General features: G+C 41.3%; 1 protein-coding gene. It reads right to left on the reverse strand.

The genetic code is table 11. From position 1 onward, the window contains the following. A partial coding sequence (locus A4R26_RS09155) for a non-ribosomal peptide synthetase (RefSeq protein WP_133054602.1) occupies nucleotides 1-2094 on the reverse strand: 2094 nt, incomplete at both ends.

Here is a 2094-nt window from a genome sequence, read left to right on the forward strand (position 1 = left end):
GACTCCATCCATCGATGATGGCATGATGAAACTGAAAAATAAAAATATAGTTATCATCACCCAGGCTGAATACACTCATGCTCCACAATGGAGCCTTTGAAACATCTATGGTATCCAGTTCAGATCGCATAAATGCGCGAATCTCCTCCTCCTGCTGTTCGCCGGTTAAAACAGCAAGATCTTTGAAATTAAGGCTGACTTTAACAGCCTTATGTACAATTTGAACTTCACGTTCAAAATCACTCAAATTGAAACTGGTTCTTAATATCGAGTGTTTCTGCGAAAGCAGATCTAAGGCAATATTAACCCGGGCAATATCAAATTCATGAATAACCCGTCTGTATACCATTTGATCATGATACGTGCCTGTGCCTTTATTCATCTCATACCCAAACACCATTCCTTTCTCAATATCACTCATAGGATAGATATCCTCGATATTCTCTTCGTTCAGAACCGGGTTGGACGACAATATGCTCTCCTTCAACCGTTCTATTTCACTTCGTATGCTTTTTTCTATTTCTGATCGCCATTCATTCTTTAAATCAATTTCATTTTTATTCTCTTTAGCATATTGTAAAAGCGCTTCTATCGTATCATTTTTATAAACCTCATTAACAGAGAATTTATAATGCATTTCTTTTCTTATTGCCGCAAGCAAACGGATAACTTTAATCGAATCGCCACCTAATTCAAAAAAACTGTCCTTAACACCTAACCTCTCCTTATCTACACGCAATATTTCACTCCATATTCTCACCATGTTCTCTTCAAGTTCGTTGCCTGGAGCCACATATTGTACTCCACCTGACAGACCCACACCTTCAGGATCAGGTAAAGACTTTTTGTCTATTTTACCGCTTGCGGTTAATGGCAGTTCTTCCAGTTGTACAAAATGAGCAGGAACCATATAAGCTGGCAGTGCACCTTTTAAATAATCCCTTAGTTCACTTGCGTTTTGTCCGGTATCAGAAGTGATGTATGCTACCAGCTCCTTTTGGCCTGACTGGTTTTCTTTGGCTAATACTACAGCCTGGCTTATCTCTTCATAGTTTAATAAAGCATGCTCTATTTCTCCGGGCTCTATCCTGTAACCTCTGATCTTAACCTGGTCATCTTTTCTACCTATGAACTCTAAACTTCCATTTTCTAACCACCTGCCTAAATCTCCTGTCTTGTACAACCGCTCTCCTTCTTTGAATGGACTTGCGATGAACTTCTCTTTGGTTAACTCTTCTCTGTTCAAATAACCTCTGGCAACCTGATCTCCCCCGATCAGGATCTCTCCTGAAACACCTACAGGTTGAAGGGCATTCTTTTCGTTTACTATATAGATACTTGTGTTGTCAACCGGTTTGCCTATCAAAACCTCATGGCCCGCAGTTGGGTGCTGGCTTAAATTTATAGCGGTCACATCTATCGAGGCTTCCGTTGGGCCGTAGTAATTATGCAAGCTCGAAAAAGAAGTCTTTGCTTTGAAGGATTCTTCAATTCTTTTCGGTAATGCTTCGCCACTGCATATCACATGACGCAGGCCTTCTAATCTGTCCCACCTTATGGTGTCTAACGCTGCACTTAACATGGAGGGGACAAAATGGACGATACTGATTTTTTGAGTCTCTAATATCGTATCCAGATAAACCGGGTCTTTATGACCATCCGGCTTTGCAAAAACCAGCTTACTGCCACAAATCAATGGGAGGAATAGTTCCCAAACCGAAACGTCAAACGTTACAGGCGTTTTCTGTAAGAATACATCTGCCTCTTCTACTGCTAAATCCCGCTTCATCCAGCGCATCCTGTTCACAAGACCGCTATGTTCAAGCATCACTCCTTTGGGTTTACCCGTAGAACCTGAGGTATAGATCACATAAGCAAGATGATCTTCCTTAGCTGTGGTAGTCACCGGTTCTTTAGAATAATGCGCTTCGCTCTCTTTGAACCTGATTAATTCAGTTTCATCCAGGCATACCTTACAGTTGATATCCTCTTCAATGTAATTTATCCTTTCCTGAGGGTACTGCGGATCGATTGGAACATAGGCTCCTCCTGATTTTAACACGCCCAGTATCGAAACAATCATCCACTCACTGC

Origin of the sequence: Niastella populi (assembly GCF_002078015.1) — a bacterium.
GTDB lineage: Bacteria > Bacteroidota > Bacteroidia > Chitinophagales > Chitinophagaceae > Niastella > Niastella populi.